This is a genomic window from Serratia sp. J2 (genome assembly GCF_046269175.1).
Taxonomy (GTDB): Bacteria; Pseudomonadota; Gammaproteobacteria; order Enterobacterales; family Enterobacteriaceae; genus Chania; species Chania fonticola_C.
Genome location: NZ_JBKABN010000004.1, coordinates 170723 through 192856 on the forward strand (window position 1 = coordinate 170723; position 22134 = coordinate 192856).

Sequence of the window (22134 nt, forward strand, 5' to 3'; positions counted from 1 at the left end):
GTGACTAGCAAAATTCTGATTTACAGGAAAAGAAAAAGGGGCCGAAGCCCCTTTATTTTACCCGTCTATCGTTCGGTTACTGAACGTTATAAAACGCCCGATACCAATCAACGAACCGTTTAACCCCTTCATCAACGCTGGTCTCCGGTTTAAACGCGATAGTCTGGTAAAGCTCATCGGTATCCGCACTAGTATCCAAAACGTCACCAGGCTGCATCGGCAGCATATTTTTGTGCGCCGTGATACCTAGCGCTGCCTCCAGAGCATGAATATATTCCATTAACTTAATAGGGCTACTATTGCCGATATTATAGACATGGTAAGGCGCAGAACTGCTGGCTGGAGACCCTTGCTCCACCGTCCAATTGGCATTGGGCTGAGGAACGATGGCCTGCAAGCGCACTACCGCCTCGGTAATATCATCAATGTAAGTAAAGTCACGATGCATCTCACCGTGGTTATATACATCAATACTCTCACCGGCCAATATCGCCTTGGTGAATTTAAACAGCGCCATGTCAGGACGCCCCCAAGGGCCATATACGGTGAAAAAGCGCAGGCCGGTGGTTGGCAGACCATATAAATGCGAATAGCTGTGCGACATAAGCTCATTGGCTTTTTTCGTCGCCGCATACAGGGATATTGGGTGATCGACCGAGTCATCCGTCGAAAACGGCAGCTTGCGATTCAGGCCATAAACCGAGCTGGAAGACGCGTACAACAGATGCCCAACCTTATTATGCCGACACCCTTCAAGAATGTTCAAATGGCCAATCAGGTTGGAATCAGCATAAGCCAAGGGGTGATCCAGCGAATAACGCACCCCGGCCTGGGCGCCGAGGTGAATGACCCGCTCAAACTGATGTTCCGCGAACAGCTCGGCAATTCCATTGCGATCGGCCAAATCCAGTTTGATAAACTGAAATGCTGGCTGATTAGCCAGCATGTCGAGTCGTGCCTGTTTCAAGCTGACAGCGTAATAATCATTCAGGTTGTCGATACCGACAACCTGATGCCCCATGGCTAGCAGACGCTCCGTTACGTGATAACCAATAAACCCTGCAGCGCCTGTAACCAGGAATTTCATGCTCACCTCTTAGATGACCGGCTTAATCGATGCGCCACGACCAATACCATAATACGTAAAGCCACGAGCTTGCAGACGTTCTGGATCATACAGGTTACGGCCATCAAAAATGACGGGCTGCTTCAAGGCTGCCTTAATCGCATCAAAATCCGGAGCACGGAAATTCTGCCATTCGGTACAGATCACCAACGCATCGGCTCCCTGTAACGCCGCTTCTTTGGTCCCCATCAGTTTCAGATCGGCACGTTGCCCATAGATACGCTGCGCTTCGGCCATGGCTTCCGGATCATAGGCCTGCACACTGGCACCTAGCTCCCACAGCGTCTCCATCAGTACGCGGCTGGACGCTTCACGCATATCGTCGGTATTAGGTTTAAACGCCAAGCCCCACAGCGCAAAGGTTTTGCCTTTTACATCATTAGCAAAATGATGCTTGATGAACTGGGCCAGCTTATGTTTCTGCTGGTTGTTCACCTGCTCTACCGCCTGCAACAGCTTAGGCTGATAACCGATATGCTCTGCGGTACGGATCAGCGCCTGAACGTCTTTCGGGAAACAAGAGCCGCCGTAGCCGCAGCCTGGATAAATGAAGTGATAGCCAATACGCGAATCCGAACCGATCCCCTGACGCACTTTTTCAATGTCCGCACCCAGCATCTCTGCCAAATTGGAGATTTCGTTCATAAAGCTGATTTTGGTCGCCAGCATGCAGTTGGCAGCATATTTGGTCAGCTCTGCGCTGCGGATATCCATCAGTATCATGCGGTCGTGATTGCGGTTGAACGGCTCATACAACTCACGCAGCGGCTCGATGACGTCTTTGTTGTCGGTGCCCAGCACGATGCGCTCAGGGCGCATACAATCGGCAACAGCGGCACCTTCCTTGAGGAACTCCGGGTTGGAGACGACATCAAACGCCAAGTCGCTGCCACGCTTGCGCAACGTTTCGGTCATCACTTCACGAACTTTATCAGCGGTACCTACCGGTACGGTTGACTTATCGATCACCACTTTACGGTCTGTCATATGTTCGGCGATGGTGCGTGCCACGGCGGTGACATATTTAAGATCGGCAGAACCATCTTCGTCCGGTGGCGTTCCCACAGCGATAAACTGGATCGTGCCATGATCAACACCGGCTTTCGCATCGGTAGTGAAATGTAGGCGACCAGCTTCATAGTTTTGCTGTACCAACGAAGTCAAGCCCGGTTCAAAGATCGGAATATTGCCTTTTTTGAGGTTTTCGACCTTCTGTTCATCGATGTCGATACACATGACATCATGACCCACGTCAGCCAACACGGCTGCCTGCACCAGGCCAACATAGCCAATACCGAAAACGGTTACTTTCATCGGGAAGTCCTAATTTTCAAATTTAACAAAAAGTTATCAAGCTACTCCTGTTCGTCTGCCACCCTAGGCAGCAGCCAAACCAACAATTCTTTACCCATGTCGGGTGGTCTTTTCGTCTCGACACGCGATGCGTCAAAGAGCTCACAAACGGGCTTATCAACCGCAAAGGCTACAAAGGTCCTGATGATCTATCCAAGTAGCTCTATTTTCGCTCTCAAATTGCGCACTTACTCCGCCATACGAAAAACCTGCAAAGTATACCAGCTTAAATCGGCTGAGTATTACCCCAAGTTCAAATAGCAATAAATTAAGACAACTTCCTATGGAAACGACGGTGATGGAATAGTCAGAGACAATTGCGGAAGTTCTATTGATGATTTATTCAGCACTTAGCATCAGACGTAACCGGCCGCCGCTGCCCCACACCTGGCACTGCCAGGCATCACAGCGTTGGCTAATTTGATTCATGTAAGTGGTGCCAAGCGTTCCCAAGGGTACGCCATTACTTAATTGAATCAGGTTATCCCCTGTATTTACATTGGCATGCAAACCGGCAGAGGCCAGCACCAGATTCTTATATTCGGCATGATAGTAGCCCACCAACAGCGGAAATTGGCCTTCCAACTTGCCTTGGCGCAATAATTGGTTAACTTGTTTTAACAATGCAGACATTTGCGGCAGGCGATGCTGTTGATTGGCTAAATGATCTTGTAATAAACCGTTGAATAACGCACGCAATAACAAGGCAGCCATCACGCCATTATCTCCTGCACGGGTGACATCCAGGCAATAAAACGCCAGATCTTTATCCGACAATGCAGCGATATCCAGCACCAAACCCGGATTATCGCTGGTGGTTAATTGCCGATAATTAATACGGCAACCGGCAATAGACTGCTGCACGGGGGGTTGTAACTGCTTGAGTAATCTCACGGCCTCGGAGGGATTTTGACTTAATGCCTGCCAATCCTGGAACAGGTCGGCCTCTTCGATTGCCTGCGAAGTGAACATGTTAGGGTAGAGGCAAGCCAGCACCGCTTCGCGCAGCCGATTGAGGTCACTCAACGGCTTCAGCAACACATCCTGTACGCCGAGCCGCAACACCTTGGCGATATCCGCCATCTTATCGGTCGCCGAGATCACCAATACCGGGATCTTTATCCCTTGCAAACGCAGATGCTCAACAAACTCGATGCCGTCCATTTCCGGCATGGCGAGATCGCACAGGATCAGATCGGGAGAAAATTCCTCAACCGCACTCAACGCCACAAGGCCATTGGCCGCCTCGCTGGTTTGCGCTCCCAAGGAAGCAAGATAACCTACAAGCACAGAACGGAAAACCTGCTCGTCCTCAACGATTAAGATGCGCTTGTTTATCAGTGGTAATGCCATCGACCCAGCCTCTTCCCTTTTGATGTTGTAATAGTGGCTCATAATGAGCACTTGTGCTTGTCGAAAACACGCCCGATAGCATCATTCCACCCTAACAGATGGTAATCATTTATTTTTTATCAATGGTGCCAAAACATCTATCTGTTTTTCTACCGCCAAGCGGCCTGCCTCTATTGCCTCGCTGGCGCGATGGAAATCCAGGGTGGATATTTGTGGGCAATACGGCTGGATCAACACGTCTGGCGGGTCACTGGCCATACGGCTTCGCTTCACCCGATTCTCCAGCATCTGAATCGAGGCGCTCATGATTTCCATCGCCGTGGGGGTGAAGGTGGTTTTCTTCAGCATCATTTTGTTCATGCGTTCCCGCAGGCGGTCGCGCCAGTTATTGGCATCGACAATGCTTGTTTCACCCTGATCGCCAGCGTCATTACGTATCGAAAACAGATCCTGCTGCATCAGGTGCGCATCATGCTGCAAATCCACGGCAATCACTATGTCTGCCCCCATCGCCCTGGCCAATGAGATAGGAACCGGGTTGACCAAGGCACCATCCACCAACCAATACCCGTCAAACCAGACCGGTGCCAACAAGCCCGGCATACTGCAGGAAGCACGAATAGCCTGGTGGATATCCCCTTTGGTCATCCACAGCTCACGGCCGGTACTGAGGTTGGTGGTCACCGCCCCGAATTTCAGTGAGCAGTCGGTAAAGTCGTTAATTTTCAGTATTTGGCCAACGACGTTAAATACGCGTTCGCCGCGTAATAATCCACCGCGCTGCCAGGAGAGATCCATCAGCCTGATCACGTCCCAGTAGCTGAATGATCGTACCCATTTCTCCATCGCTGGCAACCGATGGCTGGCAAACGCAGCCCCAACCAGTGCTCCCACGGAACATCCTGCAACAATATCTGCTTCGATACCCAGCTTACGCAATGCGTTAATCACGCCGATATGCGCCCATCCCTTGGCGGCACCGGCCCCTAATGCCAACCCGATTTTAACTTTCCGCATGCTTCGCCTATCCTTTGCACAGTGAATTCACTCAGCTCAATCGCAGGGTACATTGTCATCAACGAATAATGTTAGGTAACATATGCTTTAAATTCATTTTAGCTGCGGCTTTACATCACGCTAGCTAACCACTGAGAGGCGTTATTTTGACTGAGCTATGCCCCTGCGGCAGCGGGCAGGACTACAGCGCTTGCTGTGCGCCCTATATAACAGGTACTCAATACGCTATGTCGCCGGGCATATTAATGCGTTCGAGATATTCCGCCTATGTAAAACGGGATGTGGATTATCTTATTGCGACCTGGCACCCAGACTGCAATCCCGAAGAGTGGCGCAGCGCCATCAGCAGCAGCTTTGGCAATACCGAATGGCTTGGGCTGACGGTGGTAGCGGAAACCGCCGGCAATAGCGTCGATGAGGGGTTCGTGGAATTCATCGCCCGATCGCGCGATGGAGACAGCGAGAGTGCCATGCACGAGCGTTCCCGCTTCCTTCGCCTTGAACAACGCTGGTACTATATCGACGGAACCAAACCTCAACCGGGCAGAAATGCCGTTTGCCCCTGCGGTTCAGGCAAAAAATATAAAAAGTGCTGCGGGCAATAAGCCTGCGGGTTCAGAATCAGACGGAATCGACACACTCATGCCACAGCAAAACGTACAAAGAAAAATTTTACGCACCATCTGCCCCGATGCCAAAGGGCTGATCGCCAAGATCACCAACATTTGTTACAAGCACGAATTGAACATTGTGCAGAACAATGAGTTTGTCGATCACCTCACCGGTCGTTTCTTTATGCGTACCGAGCTGGAAGGGATCTTCAATGATACGACGCTGTTGGCCGATCTGGACGGCGCGTTACCAGAAGGTTCAGAGCGTGAACTGCACAGTGCAGGCCGCCGCCGTATCGTGGTGCTGGTCACCAAAGAAGCCCACTGCCTGGGCGATCTGCTGATGAAAAGCGCCTATGGCGGCCTGGACGTTGAGATTGCCGCCGTGATTGGCAACCACACCACGTTGCAGACGCTGGTTGAACGCTTTGACATTCCGTTCCATTTGGTCAGCCACGAAGGACTGACGCGTGAACAGCATGATCAACAGATGATCGCACAGATCGACCAATACCAACCGGATTACGTGGTATTGGCCAAATATATGCGCATGCTCACCCCGGCTTTCGTTCAGCATTACCCGAACCAGGTGATCAATATTCACCATTCGTTCCTGCCAGCCTTTATCGGTGCGCGCCCTTATCATCAGGCTTATGAGCGTGGCGTGAAGATCATCGGGGCAACGGCGCACTACGTGAACGACAGCCTGGATGAAGGCCCAATCATTATGCAGGACGTTATTCATGTCGATCACACCTATTCGGCTGAAGATATGATGCGTGCCGGGCGTGACGTGGAGAAAAACGTACTTAGCCGCGCACTGTATCGCGTGCTGGCGCAACGCGTGTTCGTCTACGGTAACCGCACGGTGATCCTGTAATTGGTTAACAAAGCGGTGTCTTTCGTTCACGGAAGCACCGCTGAGAATAAAAAAGCGACAAACAATTCATTTTCTGCATTTCAATGCTTTACACAAGCGTTTCATTTGATATGATGCGCCCCGCTTACCGAGACAGACGTTTCGCAAGCAATTATGTCGTACCGAGGGATCTAGCCGATTCCCAGTAACAAGTAGTGAACCATGAGCATCATGGTGGGGTTCCCGAGCGGCCAAAGGGAGCAGACTGTAAATCTGCCGTCACAGACTTCGAAGGTTCGAATCCTTCCCCCACCACCATCTTCTCCTAGAGCACTGAAATGAAATGTTGTTCAGAGTTTCATTTAGCACTGAAGGGAAGGATGAGAAGCTTCGACCAAGGTTCGAGTCCACACAGTGGACAACGCGCTTGCGCGGTAATCCTTCTCACCACCGTAACTGTGGCCAAAGAGATGGATTAGTCAGCACTGCCAGAAAGATTTTGCCAACTTTCTGTTCAAAATTAGCAACCATGAATACCATGGTGGGGTTCCCGAGCGGCCAAAGGGAGCAGACTGTAAATCTGCCGTCACAGACTTCGAAGGTTCGAATCCTTCCCCCACCACCATCTCTTTACGTACCTCCCACATTTGAAGTCATCACGTCACTCCCATGTACCACCGAATTGGGAAGGATGAGAAACTTCGACCAAGGTTCGAGTCCACGCAGTGGACAACGCGCTTGCGCGGTCATCCTCCCCACCACCATCTCTTTACGTACCTCCCACATTTGAAATCATCACGTCACTCCCATGTATCACCGAATTGGGAAGGATGAGAAACTTCGACCAAGGTTCGAGTCCACGCAGTGGACAACGCGCTTGCGCGGTCATCCTCCCCACCACCATCTCTTTACGTACCTCCCACACTTAAAATCATCATTTCACTCCCATGCACCGCCGAAATCGCGCATCCATGCGCTCAACGGACGGCTAACCTGCTATGACTCCCACCTGCCTCAAGCTTAGGTGTAGCGGTATAAAGCACCATTACTCAGACAACGAGTTTCGACTGTAAGAAGTCATCCTTCCCAGCTCTATCGCAATACCAATTCCCCTTGAACTAAATCCCACAATTCGCTATACCACTGGCTTCGTTAAAAGCAGCAAGGGAAAGTCATGCGTAACAACATTTGTATCTTTTGTGGTGCCAGCGAGGGCAATAATCCAGCCTATGTCGAACATGCCCGCCAACTAGGTCATCTGCTTGCCACCCAAGGGCGGCGTCTGGTGTATGGCGGTGGTAAAAAAGGATTAATGGGTGTGGTAGCAGACGCGGTACTAGAGGCTGGTGGTGAAGCAATAGGCATCATTCCCCAACGGCTGGTCGAGGCCGAAACGGCGCACCGTGGCCTGACCGAGTTGGAAATCGTCCCCGACATGCACACCCGTAAGGCGCGGATGGCCGAACTGGCCGACGGCTTTATTGCCCTGCCTGGCGGCATCGGTACGCTGGAAGAGCTGTTCGAAATCTGGACCTGGGGGCAGATCGGTTACCACAGCAAGCCGGTCGGACTACTGGATGTTAACGGTTTTTACCGCCCGCTAAGCCAGTTTTTACAGCATGTCGCCGATCAAGGCTTTATGCGGCATGATTATCTCAAGACCTTGCATATCAGCGATTCTCCGGCAGCCTTAATCCAGCTGTTTGATGACTATCAGCCGCAGAATTACGACCGCTGGGCGAAATAATCCCTGCCTACCAGCGGCAAACCGCCGCTGGTCCACGTTACATTTTCAGCCAAACTCTGCTACTATCTGAACACATTTTTCGGATAAAAACGGCAGCGCTCATGAAGTTTGTTTCTTTTAATATCAATGGACTGCGTGCACGTCCGCATCAACTGGCAGCAATTATCGAGCAGCATCAGCCGGATGTGATCGGCCTGCAGGAAACCAAAGTCCACGACGATATGTTCCCGCTGGAAGAAGTTAGCCAACACGGCTATCACGTGTTCTATCATGGGCAGAAAGGTCATTACGGCGTGGCGTTGCTGACTAAAGATGAACCTCTTGCCGTACGCCGCGGTTTTCCTACTGATGAAGAAGATGCACAGCGTCGTATCATCATGGCCGACCTGGCAACGCCACAAGGCACATTGACGGTGATTAATGGTTACTTCCCGCAAGGAGAAAGCCGCGACCACCCTATCAAATTCCCAGCCAAAACCCGCTTTTATCAAGATCTGCAAAATTATCTGCAACAACTGCCGGCAGAGTCGCAGGTGTTGATCATGGGCGATATGAACATCAGCCCAAGCGATCTGGACATCGGTATTGGTGAAGAGAGCCGCAAACGTTGGTTGCGCACCGGAAAATGCTCCTTCCTGCCTGAAGAGCGTGAATGGATGGGCCGCCTGCTGGACTGGGGTCTGGTAGATACCTACCGTCATGCCAACCCTGAGCGTAACGATGAGTTCTCGTGGTTTGACTATCGTTCGCGCGGTTTTGATGAAAACCGTGGTCTGCGCATCGATCTGTTGCTGGCTAGTACCTCATTGGCTGGGCGTTGTACCGCCACCGGCATTGATTATCAGATCCGTGCCATGGAGAAACCTTCAGACCATGCTCCTGTCTGGGCCGAGTTCGCACTGTAATCTCCCAGCCCCGATGCAGGTCGGGGCAACATTGAATCCAAGCTATGAAAATCATTGATGTCGTTGCCGCCATTATCGAACAAGATGGCAAGATCCTGCTCGCCCAGCGCGACAACAGCAGCGATCAGGCTGGCCTATGGGAGTTTCCCGGCGGTAAGGTCGAAATGGCTGAGAGCCAGCCCCAGGCGCTCACCCGTGAACTGAGGGAAGAGTTGGGCATTATCGCCAAAGTGGGGAGTTTTGTGGCCAGCAATCAGTGGCCGCAAAAGGAGAGGATTATTCGGCTACATGCTTGGCAGGTTGTCTCCTTCAGCGGGGAATTACAGCTACATTGCCATAGCGCATTTGCTTGGGTTACGCCCGAGCAAGCCAGAGATTACCCGCTAGCCCCCGCCGATATTCCCCTGTTGGAAAGCTATATCCGCTTCACCCCACCCCTCTCCCACAGTGGTAAGGCGCTGTAATAGCGCCGTTGTCAGGAATTGAAATCAATTGGCGGCACGGTTAAGGTGAGTACAGAAATCAGGCAGTTAAAATCACCGCTTGAGGCGGATCCAGATTAACGGATTGGTGCCCGTGACGTTAGGGTCGCGCGCGCACTGCATCATCTCGTCGCCCACTTTCAGCAGCGCACCTTCAGAATAGTTTTGATTCTGATAAATGCAGCAACGGTTGCAGGGCGGCGGCGTTGTCGTAGTACGTGCGGTACCCCATATTTCAGGGGAAACCGGCACGACGACATCGACGTTGCCGCGATTGGCCAATACGCCGGTGGAAAACAATGCCAAACAACCAATCAACAAGGGTATGCGGCTCATTCACTTTTCTCCCGTGCCTTACCGGCACTTTTTTTACGCTTTTTCGCCCCGGCTGACGGTGCAGGCGACAAGCCACGAAACGCTATACTAGCCCGGCTCTGCTTAGCCTGATAGATCAGCTGTTGCAGTGTGCCCTCCAGCGGTTGCATAAAGTCCTGATAACGGCAGGATTTTTCGCTGATTTGCGTCAACGTAGACTCCCACTGCGCCGTCATGTCAGGGCGTGCAGCCAGGTCCGGCAATGAATGGATCAGTGCCCGCCCGGTTTCGCTGGAATGAATATAGCGCCCTTTCTTGTAGAGAAACGCCCGCTTGAAGAGCAGCTCGATAATACCTGCGCGCGTTGCCTCTGTTCCTAAACCATCGGTCGCTCGCAGGATTTTCTTTAACGCTTTATCCTGCACAAAACGCGCAATCCCGGTCATGGCCGACAATAGGCTGGCATCGGTAAAGGGCCGTGGCGGTTGAGTCTGGCGTTCAACCACTTCACCACGCTCGCACAGCAACTCATCGTCTTTGGCGACAACAGGCAGCGGTGCACCTTCGTTTTCCTCATCACGCTCTTTACTACCCAACAGGGTACGCCAGCCCGCCTCAGCCAGGAAACGCGCCTTGGCGATAAACTTGCCGCCGGCGATATCCAGCTCGATGACGCATTTGCGGAACATTGCATCCGGGCAGAACTGCATCAGATACTGCCGGGCCACCAAGCCATAAACATTCAGTTCGTCCTGGCTCAGGCTGGCCTTGCTGGCACGCGCAGTGGGAATAATCGCGTGGTGAGCATCGACCTTTTTATCGTCCCAACAACGGTTACGGCGCTCGCTATCGATAATCGGCTGTGGATAAAGATCCGGCTGATGTACGCTGATGGCATTCAATACCGCATGGCGTCCGGCAAAATGTTCCTCTGGCAGATAACGGCAGTCAGAACGCGGGTAAGTGATCAGCTTGTGTGTTTCATACAACCGTTGGCAAACGTCCAGCACCTGCTGGGCGCTGAGGTTAAAGCGTTTTGACGCCTCAATTTGCAGCGTGGAAAGAGAAAACGGCAACGGAGCGGTGTCTGATTCCCGTTTATCATTATACGAGGTGACCAGCGCCGGTGCGCCTTCGATGCGTTTAACCACGTGTTCGGCCAATGGCCGGTGTAATAAACGCCCCTCTTCATCCTGGTATGGTTCGCAGGATTCACTCGGCTGCCACAGGGCGACAAAGCGCTCTTCCTTCGGCGTGACGATATGCGCCTTCACCTCAAAGAAGTCTTTCGGGACGAAGTTTTCGATCTCTTCATCGCGCCGCACCACCAGCCCCAACACCGGCGTCTGTACCCGCCCCACGGACAACACACCATCATAGCCCGCGTTACGCCCTAGCAGCGTATAAGCCCGGGTCATGTTGATGCCGTAAAGCCAGTCGGCACGCGCACGTGCTAACGCGGAAACGCACAGCGGGATAAAGTCACGGTTATCACGCAGACGCTGTACCGCACGCTCCACCGCCTGCGGGTTGAGATCGTTAATCAGACAACGCCGCACGTTCTGGCGCTTTTCCTGGGTCAGAGCCAGATAATCCAGCACCTCATCCACCAGCAACTGCCCTTCCCGATCCGGGTCACCTGCGTGGATCACTTCGTCGGCCTCTGCCAACAGCTTTTTGATCGCGTTCAGCTGCTTGCTGACCGAAGGGCGCGGCTGCAACAGCCACTTCTGCGGGATTATCGGTAAGTCGGCCAACGACCAGCGCGCGTAACGGCTATCGTAAGCATCCGGCTGGGCCTGTTCTAACAGGTGCCCAACGCACCAGGTCACCACATCGTTGCTGCCACAGGCAATAAAGCCGTCCCCCCTGCGATGGGGCTTGGGTAATACATCAGCAATGGCGCGGGCCAAACTCGGTTTTTCGGCTATAAAAAGTCGCATTATTCACCGTTATTCTGGCTATACGTCATCAGGAACTCTCTGACTTGCGCGTAATTACCGCGAAAGATCACACGTTGGGTTTTCTTTTCTAATTGATAGCGATACATCGGGTCGTAATAGTGTTGCAGCAGCGGCACCAGCCATTGCTGGTGCGCTTCGCTTTGACCACTGAGCCGTTGCACTTGCAGCGCCGATTCCAGACGCAGCGTCAACTGCTGGAACAGTTCCAGCCCCAGGCGGCGGCGGATGGCAAACAGGCCATGATGCAAATATTCATCATATTGCCGCCAGCCGTCTTGCTCGCCATAGGCTTGCTCAAAGGCAATGCGCATCCGGTCGATGTACTCATCTTGCAGCCGTGCCACGCGCACGTCGAACGGATCGTCAATCACCACCAGGGCTGCCTGTTGCATACCATTGAACAGCCCTAAGGGTAGATTATTCGAACCGATGATCCGACTTTCATCTTCCAACACCCAATGGCGGCAACCGCCGTGCTGTTTCTTCAACATGCACGTTGCCAGCTGATTCTCAAAATCAATTTGGCTGGACTGTTTCACCAGCGTACGGCCAAAGGAGGAACCGCGATGATGGGCGATCCCTTCCAGATCGATACCGGCCGCCAATTCATTAATCAACAGCGTCTTGCCGCAGCCGGTATTACCGCCAACGATCAGCATAGGCAACGCAGCAGCAGCCTCAAGCGCACCGAGCAAAAAATTGCGCAGCGCCTTGTAGCCACCAATCACGCGTGGGTAGTCAACACCGGCCTCTCGCAGCCACTGTTGTACCAATTGCGAACGTAGACCACCGCGGAAACAGTAGATATAACCTTCCGGCTGCCGGGCACACTGTTCGATCCAGGCCTGCGTGCGCTGCTCACGCAGTTTACCGTTGACCAGGCTGTGTCCAAGAGCGATTGCAGCTTGTTGACCCTGCTGTTTGTAGCAGGTGCCTACCGCCTGACGTTCACTGTCGCTCATCAGCGGCAGGTTAACTGAACAGGGGAATGCTCCCTGCGTAAACTCTATCGGCGCGCGCACGTCAATCAGCGGCACATCCTGTAGAAAAAGGCGCTGGTAGTCTTGCGTATCCTGTCGAGTCTGCACCGTTGACACTAGACAACCTCGATCAGTGGTTTACCCGCCTGTGCGGCCTGCAATTCACCAATCGCGTTCAGCGTGATGCCATGGCGAGCGGCTATCGCCTGCACTTCGGCTTCGGCTTCCGGCAAGACCGCCAGCAGCAAACCGCCGGAGGTTTGCGGATCGCACAGCAATTGACGTTGCAGATCGCTCATGGCCCCCACCAGGTGACCATAGCTTTCAAAGTTACGCCCGGTACCTCCCGGCACGCAGCCTTCGCTGATGTAACGCTCGACATCCGGCAGTTTCGGCACGCATTCGAACCATACGGTTGCCTGCAGATCGGAACCCTGGCACATCTCGCTAAGGTGGCCAAGCAGGCCAAAGCCGGTAACATCGGTCATCGCCGTGACGCCTGCCACTTCGGCAAAGTCCGCCCCGGGCTTGTTCAACTGGTACATGACCTCAGTAGCCAAGCCTTGGTGTTCGGCCAGCAGTTTGCTTTTCTTCTCTGCGGTGGTCAGTACGCCAATGCCCAGTGGTTTGGTCAGAAATAGCTTGGTGCCGGCCTGCGCCGCACTGTTTTTCTTCACCAGCTCGGTTTTGACGATACCTGTTACGGCCAAGCCAAAAATCGGCTCAGGAGCATCGATCGAATGGCCACCCGCCAATGCAATCCCCGCCTGCTGGCAAGCATAGCGGCCACCGTCGATCACCTGTTGGGCAACCTCTGCGGGCAACTTGGCAATCGGCCAGCCGAGAATAGCGATGGCCATGATCGGTTTACCGCCCATGGCATACACGTCGCTGATGGCGTTGGCTGCCGCAATACGGCCAAAATCAAAGGGATCGTCGACGATCGGCATAAAGAAATCTGTGGTGCTGATAATGCCCACGCCGTTACCGATGTCATACACCGCAGCATCATCACGCGTTTCATTACCCACCAGCAGATGGGGATCGATAAACTTTTCCTGCTCACTATGCAGTATCGTTTCAAGCACTTTGGGTGAGATTTTACAGCCGCAGCCAGCGCCGTGGCTGTACTGGGTCAAACGAATGGCCGGCGATGTCATAGTCCACTCCCTCTGGGTAACAAACGAACGTAAGGATATCACAATGGGATATAGGGTAGCGCTTGCCGAGGGGATTGATAAGAGCAGGTTGGCATTATGCGTACGACCTGCTCAGAAACAGTACAAAACTGCGGGTTATCGCGCATTCTCGAGCGAGTTCCCGCATGGCGGATTAGAAGTAGCGGACGAAAGGCGTACTGTCCGGAGCGACCACTTTAGTGGAACCTTTTAACTGCGGCGTGCCCAGATAGAGGAAACCGACGATCTCGTCCTGCTCGCGGCAGGCGAAGGCTTCGCGCACCAACGGATGCTCTGTCCAGGCACCGCTGCGCCAGATGCCATTAAAGCCCTGCGCCAAGGCGGCCATTTGCATCGCCTGCACCGCGCAGCCGGCAGAGACAATCTGCTCCCAGCGAGGCACTTTAGGATGCTCACTGCAATGAGCAACCACCGTGATAATCAGTGGCGCACGAAAAGGTGCCTGTTTGGCCTTTTCTACTGCACTCTCATCCAGCTCATCGTGTCTGGCGGCCGCTTGCAGTAATTCACTGAAGCGTTGCAGACCCTGATCCTCGATCAGGATAAAACGCCACGGTTGCAACGTCCCGTGATCCGGTGCGCGCAGCCCGGCGTTGATGATATTCTGACGCACTTCACCTGTGGGTGCCGGGGCGGTCAGGCGTGACGCAGAACGGCGATTGAGTAAAAGATCCAGTGCATCCATCATTAACTCCTGATAACAATTTTCGTATAAATCACGTTAACATAGCTCTACATAGAGTTACAGCCTCTGTAATACTGTCTATACCCGTTGCCATTCAAGCTGCATGGGGATAAATGGCAGGTGATTTAAAGCTGACATTTCTTCGGCCGCTCATTAGGATAGCGGAACATTCTAGACTCTTGTTGGAGAGCACATGCGCACATTGGGGCGAATTATTGCAGGTATTTTCAGATGGACATGGCGTCTGCTGAATTTTGTCAGGGAACTTATCCTGAACTTGTTCCTGATTTTCTTGATCCTGGTCGGGGTCGGTATTTATCTCTCACTCCAAGGCAACTCTTCGGTAGCAACCCCGCATGGCGCACTGCTGGTCGATCTCAGCGGCGTGGTGGTCGATCAACCTTCGGTGAACAACCGGGTTCGTCAGTGGGGCCGCGAACTGTTGGGCGCCTCCAGCAACCGTCTGCAGGAAAACTCACTGTTTGACCTGGTGGATACCATTCGCAAAGCCAAAGATGATAAAAACATCACCGGCATGGTGTTGCAGCTGAATGATTTTGCCGGGGCAGATCAGCCGTCCCTGCAATACATCGGTAAGGCACTGCGCGAGTTCCGCGATAGCGGTAAACCGATCTATGCCATCGGCGACAGCTATAACCAGACGCAATACTACCTGGCCAGCTATGCCAACAAGATCTATCTGTCACCTCAGGGTGCCGTCGATCTGCATGGTTTCGCCACCAACAACCTTTACTACAAATCCCTGTTGGAAAAGCTGAAGGTCACCACCAATATTTTCCGCGTGGGCACCTATAAATCTGCCGTAGAACCGCTGATCCGTAACGATATGTCACCGGCAGCGCGGGAAGCCGATAGCCGCTGGGTCGGCGGGCTGTGGCAAAACTACTTGGATACGGTGGCGGCTAATCGTCAACTCACGCCAGATCAGTTGTTCCCAGGCGCAGCAGATATTCTCAGTGGCTTAAAGGCAGCGGGTGGCGACACCGCGCAATTCGCGCTGAACAGCAAACTGGTCGATGAGCTGGCCTCACGTACTGCGATAGAAACACAGTTGGTGAAAACCTTCGGTTGGGATAAGCAGAGCAATGACTTCAATGCGGTCAGCATCTACGATTACCAGCCGCAACCGGCACCGGATCAGGGCGGTGAGATCGCCGTTATCTTTATCAATGGCGCGATCATGGATGGCCCACAGACGCCAGGATCGGTCGGTGGCGATACCACGGCCTCACAACTGCGTCAGGCACGTCTGGATCCAAAAATCAAAGCCGTCATCCTGCGCGTCAATAGCCCTGGCGGTAGCGTCAGCGCTTCAGAAGTGATCCGCTCCGAGCTGGCCGCGGTTCGCGCCGCAGGTAAGCCGGTGATGGTTTCCATGGGCGGAATGGCCGCGTCTGGCGGTTACTGGGTGTCGACACCGGCAGATTATATTATTGCCAGCCCGAGCACCCTCACCGGCTCCATTGGTATCTTTGGCGTGATCAACACCTATGAGAACACGCTGGACAGCGTTGGAGTACATACTGACGGCGTCGCGACGTCGCCACTGGCCGATCTGGCCGTGACCAAAGCCCTGCCACCAGAGTTCTCACAGATGATGCAGTTAAACATCGAGAACGGTTACAAGAACTTCATCAACCTGGTGGCAACCTCTCGGAAAATGACGCCGGAGCAGGTCGATCAAATTGCTCAGGGTCATGTCTGGATCGGTAGCGACGCCAAGAAAAATGGCCTGGTCGACCAACTGGGTGACTTTGACGACGCAGTGAAGAAAGCGGCAGAGCTGGCCAAGCTGCCACAGTGGCAACTCAACTGGTTTATCGATGCTCCTAGCATGACGGATATGCTGCTCAGCCAGTTTGGCGTTTCTATCCATGCCATGCTGCCTGCGGCGATCCAGTCAATGCTGCCCGCTCCGTTAGCATCGGTGGCGCTGGCGGTGAAAGAACAGCCTGACCTGTTTAATAACCTGAACGATCCACAGCATCGTTATGCCATATGCCTGACTTGCGGAGAGGTCCGTTAACAAATAAATCTCTAGCCCGGCATCCGCCGGGCTTTTTTTCTCCTGCCATCTCCCTATAATTCAGCCTATCTGACAGCCACAAGATCAAAGCCATGCAAAAGAAATCCATTTACGTCGCCTATACCGGCGGCACTATCGGTATGCAGCGTTCCGAACAGGGCTACATCCCGGTTTCCGGCCACCTTCAGCGCCAGTTGGCGCTGATGCCCGAGTTCCATCGGCCAGAAATGCCGGATTTCACCATTCATGAATATGCCCCGTTGATCGACTCTTCGGATATGACCCCCGAAGACTGGCAGCATATCGCCGACGACATCAAACAGAATTACACCCGCTATGACGGCTTTGTTATTCTGCACGGCACCGACACCATGGCGTTTACCGCTTCAGCCCTGTCCTTCATGCTGGAGAACCTGGATAAGCCGGTGATCGTCACCGGATCGCAAATCCCGCTGGCAGAATTGCGCTCCGACGGCCAAACCAATCTGTTGAATGCCCTCTATCTGGCCGCCAATCATCCAGTGAACGAGGTCAGCCTGTTCTTCAACAACAAGCTGTTTCGTGGCAACCGCACGACCAAGGCACATGCCGACGGCTTTGATGCCTTCGCCTCCCCTAATCTCCCGCCCTTACTGGAAGCAGGTATCCACATACGCCGCCAGACCGGCATCGCCTCTCCAGTGTGCAACGGGGAATTGATCGTGCATAACATCACGCCACAGCCCATCGGCGTGGTGACGATTTATCCGGGGATTTCCGGTGCCGTGGTACGTAACTTCCTGCTGCAACCGGTCAAAGCACTGATCCTGCGCTCTTACGGCGTCGGTAACGCGCCGCAAAAGGCCGAACTGGTGGATGAATTGCGTGACGCCTCCGAGCGTGGCATCGTAGTGGTCAACCTGACACAATGTATCTCTGGCCGGGTCAATATGGAGGGCTATGCGACCGGTAATGCCCTGGCCCATGCTGGTGTGATCAGCGGTTTTGATATGACGGTGGAAGCCGCGCTGACCAAGCTGCATTATCTGTTGAGCCAGCCGTTAACCCCAGAAGAGATCCGCAGCCTGATGCAACAAGACCTGCGTGGCGAACTGAGCGCTGCGGGCTAACCGAAGTAGGAATTCTGATGAAAACAGCACTGCTGCTGATTGATTTGCAAAACGACTTTTGCCCCGGCGGCGCTTTAGGCGTGGCAGAAGGTGATGCCACCATTGCCGTCGCCAATCAGGCTATCGCAGCCAGCCTGGCCCGTAACGAAACGGTGGTCGCCAGCCAGGACTGGCACCCGATGGATCATCGCAGCTTCGCCATTAACTCCAACGCACAGATTGGCACGCTTGGGGAACTTGAAGGGCTGCCCCAGATTTGGTGGCCAGTGCACTGCGTTCAGGGCAGCCCTGGCGCAGAGCTTCACCCTCAGCTTGATAAGCAGCACATCGCAGCGATATTCCGTAAGGGTGAGAACCCGGATATCGATAGCTATAGTGCTTTTTTTGATAACGGGCTCCGGGCGCAAACGGCACTCGATGGCTGGCTGAAGGAGCGCGGCATCACTCATCTCGCCGTGATGGGGCTAGCCACCGATTATTGTGTCAAGTTCAGCGTGTTAGATGCTTTGCGTTTGGGTTATCAGACTCAGGTCATTACCGATGGCTGCCGAGGTGTCAATTTACGTCCCGACGACAGCGAACAGGCGTTAGCCGAAATGCAGTCGGCTGGCGCACAATTAGTTACACTGTCACAGTTTACTCAGCGTTAACGGTTTTGGGGGCTGCTTGACCTTGGCGCCCCATATCCCCGCCAAACGTTTTATTTTCGACGCTGCTCACATTCTCACCATTCTTCTACGCGCTCACCTTGTCCCCTCTCGTCTCTTTTGTTGTGATGACCGCTGATGCATTGGCATCAATAAGTTATACGCATCCGGGGCCTACCGAGCCCGGCTTTATTGATACCGCCCCAGGCGGTTCAGGTCGGCCTTGCTGACCAAAGGAGACAACATGGCTTTAACCCGTAAACTGCTGCCCTTGCTGGTAGCGGTGCAACTCGGTATTGCTGGCGCAGGCATCGCGCACGCCGCACCTTATCTTTCTGTTGGCTACTTTAACGGCGGTGGCGACGTGACCGCCGGGCCGGGCGGTGATATCAACCAGTTGGACGTCAGCCAGATCACCCACCTCAACTACTCTTTTGGCCTGATTTATAACGCTGAAAAAGAAGAAACCAACCCGGCACTGAAAGATCCCTCCCACCTGCACCAAATCTATCTCTCACCAAAAGTCGAAGCAGACTTAAAGCGCTTACCCGTATTGCGCCAACAAAACCCGGCGTTGAAGGTTTTGCTGTCCGTTGGCGGCTGGGGAGCCCGTGGGTTCTCCGGCGCGGCAGCCACACCGGAAAGCCGGGCTGTGTTTATCCGTTCAGTGCAGGAGGTGATTGCCAAGTATCAGCTAGATGGTATCGATCTGGATTGGGAATACCCGGTTAACGGTGCCTGGGGATTGGTGGAAAGCCAACCGGCCGACCGGACCAACTTCACCTCCCTGCTGAGCGAACTGCATCAGGCGCTGGGTAAAGATAAACTGCTGACCATCGCCGTGGGGGCCAACGTCAAAAGTCCGCAGGAATGGGTCGACGTTAAGGCTATCGCGCCCTATCTGGATTACATCAATCTGATGACCTACGACATGGCGTACGGTACCCAGTATTTCAACTCCAATCTCTATGACTCCAAGGAGTGGCCAACCGTGGCCGCCGCCGACAAGTACAGCGCCGACTTTGTGGTTAACAACTATCTGGCCGCCGGGCTGAAGCCTGCTCAACTCAATCTGGGGATCGGTTTCTATGGCCGGGTACCTAAACGTGCCACCGAGCCAGGTATTGATTGGGATGTGGCAGATGCGGCCAAGCATCCCGTCACCCAGCCCTATTTCACCACACGTGAAAAAGACGTCTTCAAGTCGCTGGGCGTGGATTTGGATAAAGACAGCTACATCAAGTACAACGATATCGTGAACAAGATGCTGAAAGACCCACAACGGCGCTTCACCGCGCATTGGGATAACGAGGCCAAGGTGCCCTATCTGATGATGAAGTCAGCCGCAGGCAAGCCGCTGTTCGCAATAAGCTATGAAAACCCACGCTCGGTAGCCATCAAGGCCGAGTACATCAAGAGCAAAGGATTGGGAGGGGCGATGTTCTGGGAGTATGGCGCGGACGATAACAACCGCTTGGCCCATCAACTGGCGGAAAGCTTAGGCTTGAACCCGAAGAAGCAATAAAACCTTCAGGGCGATGACAACATCGCCCTATCAGCAACAGGTTACTGCGGCTTCAGCTTGGCCAACGGCTCGGCCATAAACTGCTGCTTCAGCTCCTGTTTGCTTTTCATCACGATTTGCCCATCGGTGCCAATGCTCATATGCTGTGGGTCCGCATTGTTCATCGACTGCCACAGCATCACCGCCTGCAGGCTGTGTTCTTTCTGCTCTGGCGTCAATGCCACACCATCCGGCCACTTGCCCAGTTCCACAGCCAGCACCAGCCGCTGGTAGATTTCCGGCGTCATGGCCGCAATCAGATCTTTTACTTCCATCAGAGCATGTCCTCACCCAAGGATGAATAATTAGCTGAATCGATTTTGTTGGTTTAGTTACAGCTTAACCTGCCGTTTGCTCGCCATTCTCGTCGTCGGTGAAATTCAGTGACGCGGAGTTGACACAGTAACGTTCGCCAGTCGGCTGCGGACCATCGGGAAACACGTGTCCCAAATGCGCGTCGCAGTTACCACAGCGGATCTCAACTCGATGCATATTATGTGAATTATCATCAAGATAACGAATAGCATCATCCGAGACCGGCTGATAGAAGCTGGGCCAGCCGCAGCCAGAATCAAACTTGCTGGCGGAGAAGAACAGTGGCGCGTTACAGCACAGGCAGTGGTAAACGCCCTCACGCTGGTTATGCAGTAATTTACCGCTATAGGGGGCTTCGGTGCCACGCTCTTGCGTCACATAACGTTGGATATCATTCAGTTCCGTGAGCGGTGTCTTAGGGGTTGTCTCTTTAGCCATTTGTGCTATTCCCGCAATGTGGATAATGTCAACGAAAACAATGAGTAATAATAACAAAAAATTAACAACGCTGCAGGCCTTTTTAGCCTAAACTGTACGGCATAAAGGTTACGCTGCCGCCATATGTGACTTCGATCACATATCTTGCACGTGCTGACTTTATTCTTGGCGGTTTGCCCCCATATCGATGGGAGGACAAACGTGAATGGAATGTGCGATTTGTGTGCAAAACCGGCCTTCTGGTTTGACTTGCAGCAAGAATTGACACGATTCCGCTTGACGCTCGGTAAGGTTTTTGTAATTTTACAACCAACCTTTTATTCACTAACAAATAGCTGGTGGAATATATGACTATCAAAGTAGGTATCAACGGTTTTGGCCGTATCGGTCGCATTGTTTTCCGTGCTGCTCAGGAACGTTCTGACATCGAAATCGTTGCAATCAACGACCTGTTAGACGCAGAGTACATGGCTTACATGCTGAAGTATGACTCTACTCACGGCCGTTTCGACGGTACTGTAGAAGTTAAAGACGGCCACCTGGTTGTTAACGGCAAAACCATCCGTTGTACCTCAGAAAGAGATCCGGCTAACCTGAAGTGGAACGACGTCAACGTTGACGTCGTTGCTGAAGCAACTGGCCTGTTCCTGACTGACGAAACTGCACGTAAACACATCGCTGCAGGTGCTAAGAAAGTTGTTCTGACTGGCCCATCTAAAGATGACACCCCTATGTTCGTTATGGGCGTGAACCACAAGTCTTACGCTGGCCAAGAAATCGTTTCCAACGCTTCTTGTACCACCAACTGCCTGGCACCACTGGCCAAAGTCATCAACGACAAGTTCGGCATCGTTGAAGCTCTGATGACCACTGTGCATGCCACCACCGCAACTCAGAAAACCGTTGATGGCCCGTCTCACAAAGACTGGCGCGGCGGCCGCGGCGCATCCCAGAACATCATCCCTTCTTCTACCGGTGCTGCTAAAGCAGTAGGTAAAGTAATCCCAGAACTGAACGGCAAACTGACCGGTATGGCGTTCCGCGTTCCTACTCCGAACGTATCTGTGGTTGACCTGACTGCTCGTCTGGCTAAACCAGCTTCTTACAAAGAAATCTGTGCTGCTATCAAAGCCGCTTCAGAAGGCGAGCTGAAAGGCGTGCTGGGCTACACCGAAGACGAAGTGGTTTCTACCGATTTCAACGGCGAGAAACTGACTTCTGTGTTCGATGCTAAAGCCGGTATCGCGCTGAGCGACACCTTTGTGAAACTGGTTTCTTGGTACGATAACGAAACTGGCTACTCAAACAAAGTACTGGACCTGATCGCTCACATCTCCAAGTAATGGCTTGATGCGCAGTTGATTATCAAGGGCGACACTAGTGTCGCCCTTTTTATTTGTTTTTGCGGCGAAAAGAAG

The 22134-nt window shown here is 53.1% G+C and carries 21 protein-coding genes and 2 tRNA genes; 12 read left to right on the forward strand and 11 right to left on the reverse strand.

Translation table 11 applies throughout. The features are described 5' to 3' along the window. Positions 1 to 76 precede the first annotated feature (76 nt). From ACKWMY_RS06065 to rssA, 4 genes are all read right to left on the reverse strand, one after another. Complete coding sequence (locus ACKWMY_RS06065) at positions 77 to 1087, reverse strand: NAD-dependent epimerase (protein WP_024528790.1); 1011 nt, start codon at positions 1085 to 1087, stop codon at positions 77 to 79. Positions 1088 to 1096: 9 nt separating this feature from the next. After that, positions 1097 to 2440, reverse strand: a complete 1344-nt coding sequence (locus ACKWMY_RS06070) for a UDP-glucose dehydrogenase family protein (RefSeq protein WP_074029229.1) — start codon at positions 2438 to 2440, stop codon at positions 1097 to 1099. 378 nt (positions 2441 to 2818) lie between these two features. Next, a complete protein-coding gene (rssB, locus tag ACKWMY_RS06075; protein WP_024528788.1) occupies positions 2819 to 3832 on the reverse strand; it encodes a two-component system response regulator RssB in 1014 nt (337 codons plus the stop codon). A 105-nt stretch (positions 3833 to 3937) separates the two neighbouring features. Beyond that, positions 3938 to 4849 carry a patatin-like phospholipase RssA gene (gene rssA / locus ACKWMY_RS06080; protein WP_261160123.1) on the reverse strand — a complete coding sequence of 304 codons (912 nt, stop codon included), beginning with the start codon at positions 4847 to 4849 and terminating at the stop codon, positions 3938 to 3940. Between the two features lie 146 nt (positions 4850 to 4995). Between rssA and ACKWMY_RS06085 the strand changes: the two genes are divergently transcribed. The 7 genes from ACKWMY_RS06085 (at position 4996) to ACKWMY_RS06115 (ending at position 9435) form a co-directional block, all read left to right on the forward strand. Next, the gene (locus ACKWMY_RS06085; protein ID WP_074029231.1) at positions 4996 to 5454 is read left to right on the forward strand and encodes a YchJ family protein; all 459 of its coding nucleotides are present in this window, start codon (positions 4996 to 4998) and stop codon (positions 5452 to 5454) included. A 37-nt stretch (positions 5455 to 5491) separates the two neighbouring features. Next, complete coding sequence (gene purU, locus ACKWMY_RS06090) at positions 5492 to 6340, forward strand: formyltetrahydrofolate deformylase (RefSeq protein WP_409486037.1); 849 nt, start codon at positions 5492 to 5494, stop codon at positions 6338 to 6340. Between the two features lie 212 nt (positions 6341 to 6552). Further along, positions 6553 to 6637: transfer RNA gene (locus ACKWMY_RS06095), tRNA-Tyr, on the forward strand. 222 nt (positions 6638 to 6859) lie between these two features. Further along, positions 6860 to 6944 (forward strand) — tRNA-Tyr (locus ACKWMY_RS06100). A 549-nt stretch (positions 6945 to 7493) separates the two neighbouring features. Continuing rightward, a complete protein-coding gene (locus tag ACKWMY_RS06105; protein WP_024528785.1) occupies positions 7494 to 8066 on the forward strand; it encodes a TIGR00730 family Rossman fold protein in 573 nt (190 codons plus the stop codon). Between the two features lie 101 nt (positions 8067 to 8167). Then, positions 8168 to 8971, forward strand: a complete 804-nt coding sequence (gene xthA / locus ACKWMY_RS06110) for an exodeoxyribonuclease III (protein WP_199061769.1) — start codon at positions 8168 to 8170, stop codon at positions 8969 to 8971. A 44-nt stretch (positions 8972 to 9015) separates the two neighbouring features. Continuing rightward, a complete protein-coding gene (locus ACKWMY_RS06115; RefSeq protein ID WP_074029235.1) occupies positions 9016 to 9435 on the forward strand; it encodes a pyrimidine (deoxy)nucleoside triphosphate diphosphatase in 420 nt (139 codons plus the stop codon). A 72-nt stretch (positions 9436 to 9507) separates the two neighbouring features. Here ACKWMY_RS06115 and ACKWMY_RS06120 read toward each other — a convergent pair whose 3' ends face one another. The 5 genes from ACKWMY_RS06120 to ACKWMY_RS06140 all read right to left on the reverse strand — a co-directional run bounded on the left by ACKWMY_RS06120 (position 9508) and on the right by ACKWMY_RS06140 (position 14596). Further along, a complete protein-coding gene (locus ACKWMY_RS06120; RefSeq protein WP_024528782.1) occupies positions 9508 to 9789 on the reverse strand; it encodes a DUF1496 domain-containing protein in 282 nt (93 codons plus the stop codon). After that, positions 9786 to 11711: a DNA topoisomerase III gene (locus ACKWMY_RS06125; RefSeq protein ID WP_024528781.1), complete on the reverse strand. Its 1926-nt coding sequence runs from the start codon at positions 11709 to 11711 to the stop codon at positions 9786 to 9788. Before ACKWMY_RS06125 ends, ACKWMY_RS06120 begins: the two co-directional genes overlap by 4 nt. After that, positions 11711 to 12829, reverse strand: a complete 1119-nt coding sequence (gene mnmH / locus ACKWMY_RS06130; protein WP_024528780.1) for a tRNA 2-selenouridine(34) synthase MnmH — start codon at positions 12827 to 12829, stop codon at positions 11711 to 11713. Before mnmH ends, ACKWMY_RS06125 begins: the two co-directional genes overlap by 1 nt. Continuing rightward, a complete protein-coding gene (gene selD, locus ACKWMY_RS06135) occupies positions 12829 to 13872 on the reverse strand; it encodes a selenide, water dikinase SelD (RefSeq protein WP_409486038.1) in 1044 nt (347 codons plus the stop codon). The genes mnmH and selD overlap by 1 nt, the downstream gene beginning before the upstream one ends. A 172-nt stretch (positions 13873 to 14044) precedes the next feature. Further along, a complete protein-coding gene (locus tag ACKWMY_RS06140; protein ID WP_024528779.1) occupies positions 14045 to 14596 on the reverse strand; it encodes an NAD(P)H nitroreductase in 552 nt (183 codons plus the stop codon). Positions 14597 to 14789: 193 nt separating this feature from the next. Here ACKWMY_RS06140 and sppA point away from each other — a divergent pair, with 193 nt between their 5' ends. The 4 genes from sppA to ACKWMY_RS06160 all read left to right on the forward strand — a co-directional run bounded on the left by sppA (position 14790) and on the right by ACKWMY_RS06160 (position 19924). Beyond that, on the forward strand, positions 14790 to 16643 hold the full coding sequence (gene sppA / locus ACKWMY_RS06145) for a signal peptide peptidase SppA (RefSeq protein ID WP_409486039.1): 1854 nt from the start codon (positions 14790 to 14792) through the stop codon (positions 16641 to 16643). Between the two features lie 92 nt (positions 16644 to 16735). Continuing rightward, positions 16736 to 17752, forward strand: coding sequence for an asparaginase (gene ansA, locus ACKWMY_RS06150; RefSeq protein WP_024528777.1), 1017 nt, complete (start codon positions 16736 to 16738; stop codon positions 17750 to 17752). 17 nt (positions 17753 to 17769) lie between these two features. Next, a complete protein-coding gene (gene pncA, locus ACKWMY_RS06155) occupies positions 17770 to 18402 on the forward strand; it encodes a bifunctional nicotinamidase/pyrazinamidase (RefSeq protein WP_024528776.1) in 633 nt (210 codons plus the stop codon). Between the two features lie 241 nt (positions 18403 to 18643). Continuing rightward, complete coding sequence (locus tag ACKWMY_RS06160) at positions 18644 to 19924, forward strand: glycoside hydrolase family 18 protein (protein WP_409486040.1); 1281 nt, start codon at positions 18644 to 18646, stop codon at positions 19922 to 19924. A 41-nt stretch (positions 19925 to 19965) separates the two neighbouring features. Here the strand turns inward: ACKWMY_RS06160 and ACKWMY_RS06165 are convergent, their stop codons facing one another. Together ACKWMY_RS06165 and msrB are read right to left on the reverse strand one after the other, a co-directional pair. Then, complete coding sequence (locus ACKWMY_RS06165; protein ID WP_021181206.1) at positions 19966 to 20238, reverse strand: YeaC family protein; 273 nt, start codon at positions 20236 to 20238, stop codon at positions 19966 to 19968. A gap of 64 nt (positions 20239 to 20302) precedes the next feature. Then, positions 20303 to 20716 (reverse strand): peptide-methionine (R)-S-oxide reductase MsrB, encoded by a 414-nt coding sequence (msrB, locus tag ACKWMY_RS06170; protein ID WP_074029247.1) that lies wholly within the window; start codon positions 20714 to 20716, stop codon positions 20303 to 20305. Between the two features lie 347 nt (positions 20717 to 21063). On the opposite strand from msrB, the gene gapA reads away from it, so the two are divergent. After that, positions 21064 to 22059, forward strand: coding sequence for a glyceraldehyde-3-phosphate dehydrogenase (gene gapA / locus ACKWMY_RS06175; RefSeq protein ID WP_409486041.1), 996 nt, complete (start codon positions 21064 to 21066; stop codon positions 22057 to 22059). Positions 22060 to 22134: the final 75 nt, after the last annotated feature.

Excerpts from the sequence above, each read along its gene's own strand:
- ACKWMY_RS06125 (WP_024528781.1), bottom strand. The coding sequence starts at position 11,711 with ATGCGACTTTTTATAGCCGAAAAACCGAGTTTGGCCCGCGCCATTGCT.
- ansA (WP_024528777.1), top strand. The coding sequence starts at position 16,736 with ATGCAAAAGAAATCCATTTACGTCGCCTATACCGGCGGCACTATCGGT.
- ACKWMY_RS06065 (WP_024528790.1), bottom strand. The coding sequence starts at position 1,087 with ATGAAATTCCTGGTTACAGGCGCTGCAGGGTTTATTGGTTATCACGTA.
- ACKWMY_RS06160 (WP_409486040.1), top strand. The coding sequence starts at position 18,644 with ATGGCTTTAACCCGTAAACTGCTGCCCTTGCTGGTAGCGGTGCAACTC.
- msrB (WP_074029247.1), bottom strand. The coding sequence starts at position 20,716 with ATGGCTAAAGAGACAACCCCTAAGACACCGCTCACGGAACTGAATGAT.
- ACKWMY_RS06120 (WP_024528782.1), bottom strand. The coding sequence starts at position 9,789 with ATGAGCCGCATACCCTTGTTGATTGGTTGTTTGGCATTGTTTTCCACC.
- rssB (WP_024528788.1), bottom strand. The coding sequence starts at position 3,832 with ATGGCATTACCACTGATAAACAAGCGCATCTTAATCGTTGAGGACGAG.
- pncA (WP_024528776.1), top strand. The coding sequence starts at position 17,770 with ATGAAAACAGCACTGCTGCTGATTGATTTGCAAAACGACTTTTGCCCC.
- selD (WP_409486038.1), bottom strand. The coding sequence starts at position 13,872 with ATGACATCGCCGGCCATTCGTTTGACCCAGTACAGCCACGGCGCTGGC.
- ACKWMY_RS06070 (WP_074029229.1), bottom strand. The coding sequence starts at position 2,440 with ATGAAAGTAACCGTTTTCGGTATTGGCTATGTTGGCCTGGTGCAGGCA.
- xthA (WP_199061769.1), top strand. The coding sequence starts at position 8,168 with ATGAAGTTTGTTTCTTTTAATATCAATGGACTGCGTGCACGTCCGCAT.
- ACKWMY_RS06115 (WP_074029235.1), top strand. The coding sequence starts at position 9,016 with ATGAAAATCATTGATGTCGTTGCCGCCATTATCGAACAAGATGGCAAG.
- rssA (WP_261160123.1), bottom strand. The coding sequence starts at position 4,849 with ATGCGGAAAGTTAAAATCGGGTTGGCATTAGGGGCCGGTGCCGCCAAG.
- purU (WP_409486037.1), top strand. The coding sequence starts at position 5,492 with ATGCCACAGCAAAACGTACAAAGAAAAATTTTACGCACCATCTGCCCC.
- sppA (WP_409486039.1), top strand. The coding sequence starts at position 14,790 with ATGCGCACATTGGGGCGAATTATTGCAGGTATTTTCAGATGGACATGG.
- ACKWMY_RS06140 (WP_024528779.1), bottom strand. The coding sequence starts at position 14,596 with ATGGATGCACTGGATCTTTTACTCAATCGCCGTTCTGCGTCACGCCTG.
- ACKWMY_RS06105 (WP_024528785.1), top strand. The coding sequence starts at position 7,494 with ATGCGTAACAACATTTGTATCTTTTGTGGTGCCAGCGAGGGCAATAAT.
- ACKWMY_RS06165 (WP_021181206.1), bottom strand. The coding sequence starts at position 20,238 with ATGGAAGTAAAAGATCTGATTGCGGCCATGACGCCGGAAATCTACCAG.
- gapA (WP_409486041.1), top strand. The coding sequence starts at position 21,064 with ATGACTATCAAAGTAGGTATCAACGGTTTTGGCCGTATCGGTCGCATT.